The organism is Amycolatopsis sp. NPDC051372 (genome assembly GCF_040682095.1).
Classification (GTDB): Bacteria; Actinomycetota; Actinomycetes; order Mycobacteriales; family Pseudonocardiaceae; genus Amycolatopsis.
Genome location: NZ_JBFBAF010000032.1, coordinates 55707 through 68239, shown reverse-complemented (window position 1 = coordinate 68239; position 12533 = coordinate 55707). Strand labels below are relative to the sequence as shown.

Sequence of the window (12533 nt, the reverse complement as noted above, 5' to 3'; positions counted from 1 at the left end):
AAGGGAAGAACGGGACATGAGACCGATCATCCGCTGGGCACTCGCGTTCGCGGTGCTGGTGTCCGGCGTGTTCGTACCGGCAGCCGTACAGGCGGCGCCGGCGCCGGTTCCGCAGTTCGACCAGCAGGTACTCTTCAACCCGCACCAGGAGACGGGCTACGCCTGTTTCCGCATCTCCGCCACCGTCCGCAGCACGCACGGCACCCTGCTCGCCTTCGCCGAGGGCCGGCGCGACAATTGCGGCGACACCGGCGACATCGACCTCGTGCTCAAGCGTTCCACCGACGGCGGGCAGACGTGGTCACCGCTGCAGGTCGTGAACCCCGGCGGCGGCGACACGCACGGCAACCCGATGCCTATTGTGGACAGTCGGACGGGACGGATCGTGCTGGTCACCACGTACAACAAGGGCCGCGACGACGACAAGGCCTGCGACGTGCCGTGTCCGCGGACGCCGCACTCGCAGTACAGCGACGACGACGGCCTGACGTGGTCGGCGCCGGTGGACATCAGCGCGCAAGCGAAGCTGCCGGCGTGGGACTCGTGGTACGCCTCGGGTCCGGTGCACGGCATCCAGCTCACGAAGGGCCGCCACGCGGGCAGGCTGGTGTTCGGCGTGAACGCGGAACGCAGCGACGGCACCAATTCCATCGAAAACTACGCCGCCCTGATCTACAGCGACGACTCCGGGCGCAGCTGGCACGTCGGCGCCGTCGACAGCTACGCGCACCCGGTGGGCGCCACGTATGCGCAAAAGCCTTCGGAGGTCAGCGTCGTCGAGCTGCCGGACGGCACGATCTACGCCGGCGGCCGCGAGCAGGGCGGCACCGACGTCGGCAACCGCGACTACGCGCTGAGCCGCGACGGCGGCCAGACGTTCAGCAAGCGCTTCACCACCATCCCCGACCTGGTGACGCCAATGGTGCAGGGTTCCCTGCTTCGCCTGCAGCGTCCGGGCGGGGAGCGGATCCTGTTCGCCTCGCCGTCGGACACCGACCGGCGGCGCTGGATGATGATCCGCTCGTCCTACGACAACGGCCGCACGTGGGAGGACGCGGAGCAGGGCACCCGGGTGACCGGCGACTGGTCCGGCTACTCCGACCTCGTTCAGCTGAGCGGCCCGGCCGACCGCGACGCGAAGATCGGCCTGATGTACGAGGGCGGCGCGGTCGACGCCCGCGACGAGATCCGCTTCGCGCGCTTCGACGAGAACTACCTGGGGTGGCAGCGTCCCGCCGGCCCGACGACCCCGGACGTCTCCCGGCCGGGCGCCGTCGCCTACGTGCTCGGCGGCGCCGCGGTGTCCCACGGCGCGCTGCAGCTCGACGGCGTCGACGACTTCGTGCGGGTGCCGTTCTCGCCCGCGCAGCTGCCAGGGTCTGGTGATTTCACCTTCACGACGTCGTTCAACTACGGCGCTTCGAAGGACCCGCAGGCGTTGCTGTGGCTCGGCGGCATGGGCACCACGGCACCGCAGCTGTGGCTGCGCGGTGAACCCGCGTCGCACCGGCTCATCGCCATGATGACCACCGCGGCGGGCAGCAAGTCGGTGACCACCACCCAGGCTTACGACGACCGGCAGTGGCACCACATCGCGCTCGAACGCACCGGCGGCCGGCTCGAGATCTGGGTCGACGGCGTGCTCGCCGCGTCCGGCCCGGACTCGCCCGGTTCGGTCAGCGAGACCGTCTCGTTCCAGCTCCAGCTGGGCGAACGCCTCGACGGCGCCATGCACTTCGCCGGCTCCCTCGACGACGCGCGGCTTTACCGCCGGGCGCTGCCGGAGTCCGAAGTGGACGCTGTCGCGGCGGGCCGGACGGTGTGGCCGGGTCCGGTGGTGCAGCTGCCGTTCGACCGGGTGCGCTGAGTTTGTTCTCTCGGTTGAAGGGCACCTCGACGGACTTCTCTCAAAGTGCCCTTCAACCGTGCAGCACCAGGTAGGGCGCCACGGCCACCAACGCGACCACGAGCGCGATCCGCAGCCGTATCGTCGGCAACGCGTGCGCGATCTTCCAGCCGATGACCACCCCCGCCAGCTCCGGCACCCCGACGACGGCCGCCAGCCGCCAGTCGATGGAGCCGTGGAGGAGATACCCGGCCGCCCCGGCCGTCGCGATCACCACCGACTGCACCTGTGCCGCCGCGAGCGCCTCTAGCATCGGCAACCCCACCACCACGAGCACCGGCACGGTCAGCATCGGCCCACCCACCCCCACCAGCCCCGCCGCGACCGCCACCCCGGCCCCGATCGCGAGGATCGAGCCCGTCGCCGGCTCCCGCCCCACCACCGGCCGCCGCAACACCACCAACGCCGCCACCACGACGGCGAACACCCCGAGCACCACCCCGAACCACCGCGCGGACACCAGCGAATTCAGCAAAACCCCGACCGGCGTCCCCACGACCGCGACCCCCGCCAGCAGCCCGGCGACCCTCCTCGTATGCCGCTCCCGCAACTGCCCGGACCGCACATACGCCGCACTCCCGGCCACCCCCGTCGCCACATGCGTGACGATCGCCGTCCCCGCCACCTGCGCCGGCGCGAGCGGCGTCAACAGGAACAACGCGATCGTCGGCAGGACACCCCCGGGTCCGATCGCCGTGATGCCGATCCCGCCCACCAGGCCGAAAAGTGCGAGCAGAACATCGATGGTCACGCTCGTCATGTCTGCCTCCCGGCCTGGACCATGCCCCACGACGCCTGCGTCCGGGGCGCCGGCCGCACCCCACCACTCGCCGCCTCGGGGCTCGCGGCCAGTCGCGGCGAGCCGGGCCGAGCCGCGAAACGAAGCCCCGCGCGGCAGCCGATCGCCACGCTCGTCATGCCGGGCCTCGGTGCAGCGTCGCGCGCAAAGTGAGCCGGTCCGCGCGGATGTGGAGGGTTTCGGCGTCCACGGGGCGGCCGTCGTCGAGGTGTGTCAGGCGGTCGAGGGCGAAGACGGCCGTGCCGGGCGCGATGCCCAGCAACGCGGCGGTGTCTGGGCCGGCGGTCACGGCGTGGACCACGACGTCGGCCCGGCCGAGGCGGCGGCCGCTGGTTTCTTCGATGAGGGCGAACAGGTCGCGGCCCGCGAGGTCGTGGTCGAGCAGCGGGACGCCGATGTCGGCGGTCAGGTACGTGGTGTCCAGCGAGAGCGGCACTCCGCCGAGGCGGCGCAGGCGTTCCAGGTGGACGGCGGGCGCGCCGGGAATCAGCCCGAGCCGTTCGGCGATCGCCGGTGGGGGCGTGACGATGCCGACGGAACGGACCTCGTTCACGACGTCGCCGTAGCCGTCGAGGGCCTCGGCGAGGCCGGCGAGCCGGTCGAGGCCGTGGCCGTACTTCGGGTGCACCACGAGCGTTCCGACGCCCTGGCGCCGCTCCACGAGGCCTTCGGCGCGAAGCAGGCCGAGGGCCTCGCGCACGGCGTTGCGCGTGGCGCCGAGCTGGGTGCCGAGGGTGTGCTCGTCGGGCAGCGGGCCGTCGTCGAAGGCGCCCGCGGTGATGCGCTGGCGCAGGACGTCGGCGACCTGCCGGGCCCGCTCGCCCCGGGGCCGGGGCGACGAAGTTTCCACCTGCGCGACCGTACCCGGATCCGCATTACGCCAGGGTTACGCCACCTGCCGTGACCTGCGTAAACCCGGTGACCAGCGTCAAAGGCCCCGACTCGCCGGGTTCCGCCACCGCCGCCGGATCGCAACTCGGCGGGCCTTGCGAAAAAGATCTATCTGTGCTATTCTTGTACGATTGCGGGCTAGGGTCGTCCTTGTGATCGAACCCAGCTTCACGGCCCTCACCGCGGCCGCCGCTCGCGCCGCGCACCTCATCGTCGACGCCGAGCCCAGGATCTTCACCGACGAGCTCGCCGCACCCCTGCTCGGCGACTACGGCGACCAACTCCTCGCCTACCACCGCGACAACCGCGAAGACCCGATCCTCGCCGGCGGTCGCACCCAGGTGCTCTGCCGCAGCCGCTACGCCGAAGCACAGCGCGCGACCCAGAGCGTGGTCCTCGGCGCCGGCCTCGACACCTCCGCCTACCGCGCGCCGCACACCTACGTGTTCGAAGTGGACCTCCCGCAGACGCAGGAGTGGAAGCGCGCGCAGCTGACGAACGCGGACCTTCCCGACCCCGCGAACCGCACCTTCGTCCCACTGGACCTGGCGACCGGCGACCTCGTCGAAGCCCTCGTCAAGCACGGCTTCGACCTCGCCCGCCCGACGCTCGTCAGCTGGCTCGGCGTCACGATGTACCTCACCGAAGCCGCCATCACCCGCACGCTGCGCGCCGTCGCCGGCCTCGCGCCGGGCACGCAGCTCGTCGCCGACTACGTGCTCCCCGCACAGCTGCGGGACGACGCCGGCACGCACTACGCCGACGCCGTCTCCCAGGTCGCCGAGCGAGCCGGCGAACCCTGGCGCAGCTGCTTCTCCCCCGACGAGCTCACGGACCTGCTGCGGGACAACGGCTTCGGCACCGTCCGGCACGTCCACCAGCGCGACCACGACGTGTGGCCGCGCCCCGACGCCCTGCGTCCCGCGGAGCTGTTCGTGCTCGCCCACGCGACCGTCTAGCCGGACCTCAGCCGCAGATGCTGCCCAGGCTCGCGGTCCAGCCCCACCACATGCCGTACTCGGCGAGGTTGCCGGCGTCGTTGAGGTGGATGTTGTCCGAGGTCCACGGGCTGGGGTTGGGCAGGTTCGCCGAACCGGACGGCGGGATGTACTGGCGCAGGTCCACGAGCGCCGTGCCCTTCGCGACCGCCGTCTGGTAGATCACCGACGCGTACTGGTCCCAGGTGTACTTCTGGGTGTTGCCGCCGTACGGGTTCGGCGTCCACTTGAGCTGGGCGTAGATCGACATGAGGATGTCGACGCCCGGCCGCGCGGCGCGGATGCCGTCGATGACGTTGTTCAGGTCGGTCTGGAACTTGGCCGGGTCGTTCTGGGCCCACAGGTCGTTGCCGCCGAGGTCCACGAGGACCAGGTCCGGCTGCTTGGCCTGCATGTCGGCGATCGCGCCGGTGGTGCCCGCCCAGCGGCCGCCTGGCAGGTAGTCGGCCGCGAGCGCGCCGTTGTGCGAGTAGTTCTGGACGTTGGTCTGCCACTGCGAGTGGACGTCGTTGGCCAGCTTGGTGGTCCAGCCGTAGGTGGTGGGGAACCAGGTGTCCGTGGTGGACTGGTAGCCGGTGGTGCCGTAACCCGTGTCGGCCGAGGTGCCGACGATGGCGATGTTGTCCTTGCGGGTGCACCAGGTGCTTTCCTGGGCGGCGTCGGCGGAGGTGACCACCGTGGACATGCCGATACCGAGGCCGATCAGGGTGAGCACTGCGCCGAGTCTGGCGAAGGTGGCTTTGCGCATCTTCGAGGGGACCTTTCAGGGGAACGGGAGCGTCTGCGCCTGAATCGCTCCACACCGGACAGTTGTTACCCGATCCGGTGAGGTTCGGCTGCGGTCCGCGATCGTTCGGGCAGCCGCTGTGCCCGCGCGTTACCCGAACGAAGTGCACTAAACGTTTTCTTTCCGGGGTAACCCACGAGAACAACGGAGAGTTGCCGTGATCGACGACACGTCCGACGGTGGAGATCAGCAGCGGAAAACCGAGGGAGAAAGGACGTGAGTGCCGTGGCCGGCACCCTGCAACCCCAGCAGCTGATGGACAGCGCCGTGGTCGATCCGGACGGCAACAAGATCGGCAAGGTCGGCAACGTCTACCTGGCCGACGCCACCCGGGAACCCGAGTGGATCACCGTGAAAACCGGGTTGTTCGGCAGCAAAGAGAGCTTTGTACCGCTCTCGGGCGCGAACGTCGACAACGACGGGATCCACGTGAATGTCGCGAAGGACCAGGTCTCGGAGGCGCCGCGGATCGACGCCGACGGGCACCTGTCGTCCACGGAGAGCGCCGAGCTGTACCACCACTACGGCCTGCCGATGCCGCGCACGGCACCGGATGCGAACGCGGGACGGAACAAAATGGACACCACCGCCGGCCGTGGCAAGCATGGGATGGCGGCTGGCCGGGACAAAATGGACACTGCGGGCGGCCGTGGCATGCAGGACGCGGCAATGGCTCGTGAAGGGCGCTCGGCGGCCGACGCCGGCTCGGGCACCCGCGGCGAGGAGATGATCCGTTCCGAGGAGCGCCTGAACGTCGGCACCGAGCAGGTGGAGACCGGGCACGTGCGGCTGCGCAAGTACGTCGTCACCGAAGAGCAGCAGGTCACCGTCCCGGTGAGCCACGAAGAGGTCCGCCTCGAGCGCGAGCCCATCACCGACGCGCGCGGCGGGACCGGTCGCGCCGAGCTCGGCGAGCAGGAGCAGGACGTGGTGCTGCACGCCGAGAAACCGGTGATCAGCAAGGAAACCGTGCCCGTCGAGCGCGCGCGGCTGAACACCGAGACGGTCACCGACGAGCAGACCGTGAAGGGTGAGGTCCGCAAGGAGCAGTTCGACCTGCAGGACGAGGCCAAGAAGCGCAAGCACTGACGTACGGAATACCCGCCTCCCGCTCCCGGTTCAGTTGATGCATCAACTTCGGGAGCGGGAGGCGTTCATGCTCATCACCACCAACGACCCGGTGAAGCTCGCCGAGGAGTACGCGATGCTCCAGCACCTCGCCGACGGCCGCGTCGACCTCATGTGGGCCGCGGCAACACCGGGCCCGTCTACCCTGGTTCGGCAAGGACATCCGCGACGGGATCGCGCTCGCGGTGGAGAACTACGCCCTGCTGCGCCGGCTCTGGCGTGAGGAGCTGGTGGACACGGAAGGCAAGTTCCGCACCCCGCTGCAGGGCTTCACCTCCACCCCGCGCCCGCTCGACGGCGTGCCTCCGTTCGTCTGGCACGGCTCCATCCGCAGCCCGCAGATCGCCGAACAGGCCGCCTACTACGGCGACGGTTTCTTCCACAACAACATTTTCTGGCCCGCCGACCACACGCGGCGGATGATCGAGCTCTACCGCACCCGCTTCGAGCACTACGGCCACGGCACGGCCGCCGACGCCATCGTCGGCCTCGGGGGGCAAACCTTCATGCGCCCGAACTCCCAGGACGCGATCCGCGAGTTCCGCCCGTACTTCGACCACTCCCCCATCTACGGCGGCGGCCCGTCGCTCGAGGGCACGATGGACCAGACCGCTGTCGGTCGGCAGCCCGCAGCAGGTCATCGAGCGCACCCTCGCGTTCCGCGACTACGCCGGCGACTACCAGCGCCGGCTCTTCGCCGTCGACGGCATGGGCCTGCCGCACAAGGCGGTGCTGGAGCAGATCGACATCCTCGGTGAGCAAGTGGTTCCCGTGCTGCGCGCGGAGTTCGCTGAGAACCGCCCGGCGAACGTCCCGGGCGCCCCGACGCACCGGTCCCTGGTTGCTGCGGCGCGCCGGAGCTAGATCGCCGATTCTCCCTTGCCCAGCACCACGATCCCGCCCGAGCTCACGTGGTAGTGCTCGCGGTCGCGGGCCAGGTCGACGCCGATGTGGGCGCCCGGCGGGACGACCACGTTCTTGTCGAGGATCGCCCGGCGCACCACGGCGCCGCGGCCCACGCGGGCGCCGTCCAGGATCACCGAGCCTTGGACGACCGCGCCGTTTTCGACGACGACGTCCGGCGAGAGCACGGAGTCCACGACCTGCGCGCCGGAGATGATGCAGCCGTTGCTGATGATCGACTGCCCGGCGCTGCCGCCCTCCACGAACTTCGCCGCGGCGCGCTGGCCCGGGTGGGAGAGGATCGGCCACTTGCGGTTGTAGAGGTTGAAGATCGGATACGTCGAGATCAGGTCGGTGTGGGCGTCGTAGTAGCTGTCGATGGTCCCGACGTCGCGCCAGTACCCGTGGTCGCGTTCGCTCTCGCCGGGGACGACGTTGCCGCTGAAGTTGTAGACGGCCGCCTGGCCCTTGTCCACGAGCGCGGGGATGATGTCGCGGCCCATGTCGTGTTTGGACCCGACGTTCTTCGAGTCCGCGTGCAGCGCGTCGAGCATCACCTGCGTGGTGAACACGTAGTTGCCCATCGACACGTACGCCTCGTCGGGCGAGTCCGGGAGACCCGGCGGGTCCGCGGGCTTCTCGAGGAACGCGTCGATCCTCGTGCCGTCGCCGGTCTGGATCACGCCGAACGCGCTCGCCTCCGCGCGCGGCACGCGGATGCCCGCCACGGTCACGCCGGCGCCCGACGCGATGTGCTCGTCGATCATCTGGCGTGGATCCATGCGATAGATGTTGTCGGCGCCGAACACGGCGATGTAGGCGGGCGACTCGTCGTAGACCAGGTTGAGGCTCTGGTGAATCGCGTCGGCACTGCCCTGGAACCACCGCGGGCCCAGCCGCTGCTGCGCGGGCACCGGCGTCACGTACTCGCCGGTCAGCGACGAGAGCCGCCACGTGGTCGAGATGTGGCGGTCGAGCGAGTGCGACTTGTACTGCGTGAGCACGCAGATCCGCCGGATTCCGCCGTGGACGAGGTTCGAGAGCACGAAGTCGATCAGGCGGTGCACCCCGCCGAAGGGCACTGCGGGTTTGGCCCGGTCGGCCGTGAGCGGCATGAGCCGCTTGCCTTCGCCACCGGCCAGCACGATCCCCAGGACATCCGATCCGTCGATCACGAAACCCTCCCGCACGCCTCGTAGATCGCGACCGTCCTCGCGGCGATCGCCGCCCAGCCGAACTCTCCCACGGCGCGGTCGCGCCCGGCCAGACCCAGCGCGGCGGCCCGGGCGGGATCCGCGACCAGCTCGTTGATCCGCCGCGCCAGCCCCGCTTCGAACGCCGCGGTGTCGTTCTCGTCGTAGTGCACGAGCAGTCCCGTCGCGCCGTCGTCGACGACCTCGGGGATCCCGCCGACGTCGCTGGCCACCACCGCCGTGCCGCACGCCATCGCCTCGAGGTTCACGATGCCCAGCGGCTCGTAAACCGACGGGCAGACGAACACCGTCGCATGCGTCAGCAGCTGCACGACCTCGGGACGCGGCAGCATCTCGGGGATCCAGTGCACGCCGGTGCGCTTCTCCTGCAGCTCGGCGACGAGACCGCGGAACTCGGCGTCGAGCTCCGGGGTGTCGGCGCCCCCGGCGCAGAGCACCAGCTGCACGTCCTCGGCGAGCTCGGAGCCGGCGCGCACGAGGTGCGGCACGCCCTTCTGCCGCGTGATGCGCCCGACGAACAGCGCGTACGGCCGGTCCGGGTCGATGCCGTGCTTGGCCAGCACGTCGCGACCGGGGTCGGGCCGGTAGAGCGTGGTGTCGATCCCGTTGTGCACCACGTGCACCCGCGTGGGGTCGACCGCCGGGTACGCGGCGAGCACGTCTTCGCGCATGCCCGCACTGACGGCGATGATCGCGTCGGCCGCCTCGTACGCGTCCTTCTCGATCCACGACGACACGCGGTAGCCGCCGCCGAGCTGCTCGGCCTTCCACGGGCGCAGCGGTTCGAGCGAGTGCGCGGTGATCACGTGCGGCATGCCGTGGGCGAGCTTCGCGAGGTGGCCGCCGAGGTTCGCGTACCAGGTGTGGCTGTGGGCGAGATCGTGCCCGGCCAGCGCGTCGGCCATCGACACGGCGATGTCCATGGTCGCGAACGCGGTCTGCGCGTAGCCGTGGAGGTCGCGGTGGCCGTGGGCTCCGTCGTCTCGGTCCGGTCCCCAGCAGTGCACGTCGAGGTCGACCAGCGACCGCAGTTCGCGGGCGAGGAACTCGACGTGCACCCCCGCTCCGCCATAGACGTCCGGCGGGTACTCCCGAGTGAGCAGGCCGACCTTCATGCCCCGACCCTAAACGGCACGGGCCGGGAAGTGCAGTACGGGGAAGCGACCAATCCGTGTCGTGATCGACTCACCGAGCTCTCGTCCCGGTGACCGGGCCGACGCGTTCGACGGCGGGCAGTCGCAGGCCGTGGTGGGCGAGTTCGCGGGCGGCGAGGTCGGCGACGACGTCGGGATCGCGTTCGCGCCAGCCCGTGGTGAGGTCGCCGGCCCGGACCTTGCGCGGCAGGGGCCGCGTGACGAGTGCGCGCAGGGCGAGCAAGTCGAGTCCTTCGGCGCCCTGGCGGCGCAGCCGGGCCGCGGCCGTCGCGCCGCGCGTGAAGCGCCACCGCAGTGGCAGCCACGAAACCAGCAGGAACACCAGCGGCACGGAGACGACCAGCACCGCGAGCCACCACGCGAGGTCCTCGACGGCAGTGATCTGCCAACGGCCGGCGTCGGCGAGTTCGGTGCCCGCGGCCGAGCCGGACTGCAGCGCGTCGGCGAGCGGGTGGCCGATCAACGGCACCTGGCCGGCCTTGTCGGCGGCCGCGTCGAACGTGGCGCGCAGCCCGGAACCCGCGTCCACGAGCCCGTCGCCCGGCACGCGCAGGCGCATGACCTCGTCGTACACGCGCACGGCCAGCCACACCGCGAACGCGAGCAGCCCGAACGCGAACACGTCGCTGAGCACCTGCGCGGTGCGGCGGACCGGACGGTCGGCGTAGACCTTCATCGGGGCCCCTCACTCTCGCGGCCCCGGCCAACTACCCGGACCGCCGCTCGGCGAACCACGATTACTCCTTGTGCAGCAACGGCTTCCGCTCGCCGACGACCACCGTCGCCCCGAGGTCTTCCGACTCCTCGACCCACGCGCGCAGCCCCACCTGCGCCAACGCCGCGACGGCCGACTCCGCCTGCCGCTCGCTCGTCTCGAACAGCACACGCCCGCCGGGCGCCAGCCACTGTGGCGCCTCCGCGACCACGCGCCGCAGCACGTCGAGCCCGTCGGCTCCCCCGTCCAGCGCCACGAGCGGCTCGTGCTCCCGCGCCTCCGGCGGCAGCAGCTCGACCTCGCCACTCGGCACGTACGGCACGTTCGAAATCAGCACCTCGACGCGACCCCGCAACCGTTCGGGTACGGGTTCGAACAGGTCACCTTCGTAAACCGCACCGTCGATGTTCGAACGCGCACACCGCACCGCGACCGGATCGACGTCCGCTGCGTGGAGTTCCACACCGGGCACCTCGGCCGCCACCGTCGCCCCGAGCGCGCCGGACCCGCAGCACAGGTCGAGCACCACCCCGCCCGGCCGCGCGAACCCCGCCGCCAGCCGCACGAGCAGCTCCGTGCGGTGCCGCGGCACGAACACGCCCTCGGCCACCGCGAACCGGCGCCCGGCGAACTCCGCCCAGCCGACCACGTACTCCAGCGGCTCCCCCTCGACTCGCCTCCGCACCAACGCCTCCAGCGTCGCGGCGTCCCCCGCGGCCGCCTCGCCGAGCACGCGCGCCTCCTCCTCGGCGAACACACAACCCGCCGCCCTCAACCGCGCGACCACCGACTCGACATCCCCGGCCACAGACAACCAAAAGCCTTTCCACCGCACGAAGAACCCGACCGGGCCGCTCCCCATCCCGATCCGAAACCTCCACACTAGTGACCCTCGTCCGTTCCGCGTGGCGTCCCGCGCTATCGACCGCTCGGTCACATCTGTCCTCCCCCAGACGTCAACCTGACGAGGCACCACACCCGGAGGAGGATGCCGACCGTGAACGAGCTGGCCGAGCAGTTCGAAACCCACCGCACCCACCTCAGGGCCGTCGCCTACCGCATGCTCGGCTCCCTGGCCGAAGCCGACGACGCCGTCCAAGAGGCCTGGCTGCGGCTCAGCCGTGCCGACTCCTCCGCCGTGACCCATCTCGGCGGCTGGCTCACCACTGTCGTCAGCCGGGTCTGCCTCGACCTGCTGCGCTCCCGCCAGTCGCGTCGCGAGAAGCCCGCCGGCGAGCAGCTCCCGGACGGCGCCGACACCGCCGACCCCGAAACCGAGGCCGTGATGGCCGACTCGGTCGGCCTGGCGCTGCTCGTCGTCCTCGACACGCTCTCTCCCGCCGAGCGCCTGGCGTTCGTGCTGCACGACATCTTTTGGCTGTCGTTCGACGAGGTCGCCCCGATCGTCGACCGCGCCCCGGCGGCCGCGCGCCGGCTCGCGAGCCGGGCCCGCCGCCGCGTCCGCGGCAGTCCGGCAGGGGCCGAAGCGGACCTGGTCCGCAAGCGCGAGGTCGTCCACGCGTTCCTCGCGGCCTCGCGCGGCGGCGATTTCGCCGTGCTCGTGGCCCTGCTCGATCCGGACGCCGTGCTGCGGGCCGACGGCGACGTCGCCAAGCTCGTGCGCGGGGCCGAGAACATCGCCGCGGGCGCCAGCCGGTTCGCGGACCGCGCCGCCGTCTCGCGGCCCGCGCTCGTCGGCGGCCGGCCGGGCATCATCGCGGCGCCGCTGGGCCGGCTGCGGGTGGCGATGGCGTTCACGATCGAGGGCGGCGTGATCACCGAGGTCGACATCGTCACCGAGCCGGAGCGGCTGGCGGAACTGGAAATCTCGATGCTCTGAACCGCGCGGCGATCGATGCGAAACCGTTCGGGGAAGTTCAGGCAGGAAGCCTTGCGAGGAGAGCAACCGTTCTCCCCCGGGTCACGCACTCGGGCACCGTCAACCGGGTAATCTGACCAGACGCTTGTACCAGTTTTTCTCCCGGAAGGCGGTGATCCGCAGGTGGCGGCCACCCGGCCCACCGTCACGCGGCGGCGC

Annotated in this window: 11 protein-coding genes and 1 pseudogene; 5 read left to right on the top strand and 7 right to left on the bottom strand. The window is 70.9% G+C overall.

Features of this window, described 5'->3' with window-relative positions; translation table 11 throughout:
- Window positions 1-16 precede the first annotated feature (16 nt).
- Window positions 17-1867, top strand: coding sequence for a sialidase family protein (locus AB0M56_RS38170; RefSeq protein WP_364185431.1), 1851 nt, complete (start codon window positions 17-19; stop codon window positions 1865-1867).
- 52 nt (window positions 1868-1919) lie between these two features.
- On the opposite strand, the gene AB0M56_RS38165 is transcribed toward AB0M56_RS38170, so the two are convergent.
- The gene (locus AB0M56_RS38165; protein WP_364185429.1) at window positions 1920-2666 is read right to left on the bottom strand and encodes a sulfite exporter TauE/SafE family protein; all 747 of its coding nucleotides are present in this window, start codon (window positions 2664-2666) and stop codon (window positions 1920-1922) included.
- Between the two features lie 154 nt (window positions 2667-2820).
- Window positions 2821-3555, bottom strand: coding sequence for a GntR family transcriptional regulator (locus AB0M56_RS38160; RefSeq protein ID WP_364185427.1), 735 nt, complete (start codon window positions 3553-3555; stop codon window positions 2821-2823).
- A 193-nt stretch (window positions 3556-3748) separates the two neighbouring features.
- Here AB0M56_RS38160 and AB0M56_RS38155 point away from each other — a divergent pair, with 193 nt between their 5' ends.
- Window positions 3749-4555 carry an SAM-dependent methyltransferase gene (locus AB0M56_RS38155; RefSeq protein WP_364185425.1) on the top strand — a complete coding sequence of 269 codons (807 nt, stop codon included), beginning with the start codon at window positions 3749-3751 and terminating at the stop codon, window positions 4553-4555.
- Between the two features lie 7 nt (window positions 4556-4562).
- On the opposite strand, the gene AB0M56_RS38150 is transcribed toward AB0M56_RS38155, so the two are convergent.
- Window positions 4563-5342, bottom strand: coding sequence for an SGNH/GDSL hydrolase family protein (locus AB0M56_RS38150; protein ID WP_364185423.1), 780 nt, complete (start codon window positions 5340-5342; stop codon window positions 4563-4565).
- 264 nt (window positions 5343-5606) lie between these two features.
- On the opposite strand from AB0M56_RS38150, the gene AB0M56_RS38145 reads away from it, so the two are divergent.
- Together AB0M56_RS38145 and AB0M56_RS38140 are read left to right on the top strand one after the other, a co-directional pair.
- Window positions 5607-6470 (top strand): PRC and DUF2382 domain-containing protein, encoded by an 864-nt coding sequence (locus AB0M56_RS38145; protein WP_364185552.1) that lies wholly within the window; start codon window positions 5607-5609, stop codon window positions 6468-6470.
- Window positions 6471-6540: 70 nt separating this feature from the next.
- Window positions 6541-7373, top strand: a pseudogene (locus tag AB0M56_RS38140) (CE1758 family FMN-dependent luciferase-like monooxygenase); the annotation flags it as partial.
- Here the strand turns inward: AB0M56_RS38140 and glgC are convergent.
- From glgC to AB0M56_RS38120, 4 genes are all read right to left on the bottom strand, one after another.
- The gene (gene glgC, locus AB0M56_RS38135) at window positions 7370-8587 is read right to left on the bottom strand and encodes a glucose-1-phosphate adenylyltransferase (RefSeq protein ID WP_364185421.1); all 1218 of its coding nucleotides are present in this window, start codon (window positions 8585-8587) and stop codon (window positions 7370-7372) included. The pseudogene AB0M56_RS38140 and the gene glgC overlap by 4 nt on opposite strands.
- Window positions 8584-9741 (bottom strand): glycogen synthase, encoded by a 1158-nt coding sequence (gene glgA / locus AB0M56_RS38130; RefSeq protein WP_364185420.1) that lies wholly within the window; start codon window positions 9739-9741, stop codon window positions 8584-8586. Before glgA ends, glgC begins: the two co-directional genes overlap by 4 nt.
- Window positions 9742-9811: 70 nt before the next feature.
- Window positions 9812-10456 carry a hypothetical protein gene (locus AB0M56_RS38125; protein ID WP_364185418.1) on the bottom strand — a complete coding sequence of 215 codons (645 nt, stop codon included), beginning with the start codon at window positions 10454-10456 and terminating at the stop codon, window positions 9812-9814.
- A 61-nt stretch (window positions 10457-10517) separates the two neighbouring features.
- Window positions 10518-11303 carry a putative protein N(5)-glutamine methyltransferase gene (locus tag AB0M56_RS38120; protein WP_364185550.1) on the bottom strand — a complete coding sequence of 262 codons (786 nt, stop codon included), beginning with the start codon at window positions 11301-11303 and terminating at the stop codon, window positions 10518-10520.
- A 180-nt stretch (window positions 11304-11483) separates the two neighbouring features.
- On the opposite strand from AB0M56_RS38120, the gene AB0M56_RS38115 reads away from it, so the two are divergent.
- Complete coding sequence (locus AB0M56_RS38115) at window positions 11484-12335, top strand: sigma-70 family RNA polymerase sigma factor (protein ID WP_364185416.1); 852 nt, start codon at window positions 11484-11486, stop codon at window positions 12333-12335.
- Window positions 12336-12533: the final 198 nt, after the last annotated feature.